Annotated in this window: 1 tRNA gene; it reads left to right on the forward strand. The window is 50.7% G+C overall.

Going from position 1 to position 209, the window contains the following annotated elements:
- Positions 1–88: 88 nt before the first annotated feature.
- Positions 89–162 (forward strand) — tRNA-Asp (locus tag SCA31_RS25960).
- Positions 163–209: the final 47 nt, after the last annotated feature.

The following is a 209-nucleotide window of genomic DNA, read 5'->3' on the forward strand; positions in this document are numbered from 1 at the left end:
TGGTTAGAATGCCGCCCTGTCACGGCGGAGGTCGCGGGTTCGAGTCCCGTCCGGATCGCAGAAGTTTTATCAATTTCTTTAAAAAATTGATCCGGTAGTTCAGCTGGTTAGAATGCCGCCCTGTCACGGCGGAGGTCGCGGGTTCGAGTCCCGTCCGGATCGCAGAAGTTTTGTCAATTTACTTTAAAAAAATTGATCCGGTAGTTCAG

The sequence above is a fragment of the Chryseobacterium sp. SIMBA_028 genome (genome assembly GCF_046535285.1).
Taxonomy (GTDB): domain Bacteria; phylum Bacteroidota; class Bacteroidia; order Flavobacteriales; family Weeksellaceae; genus Chryseobacterium.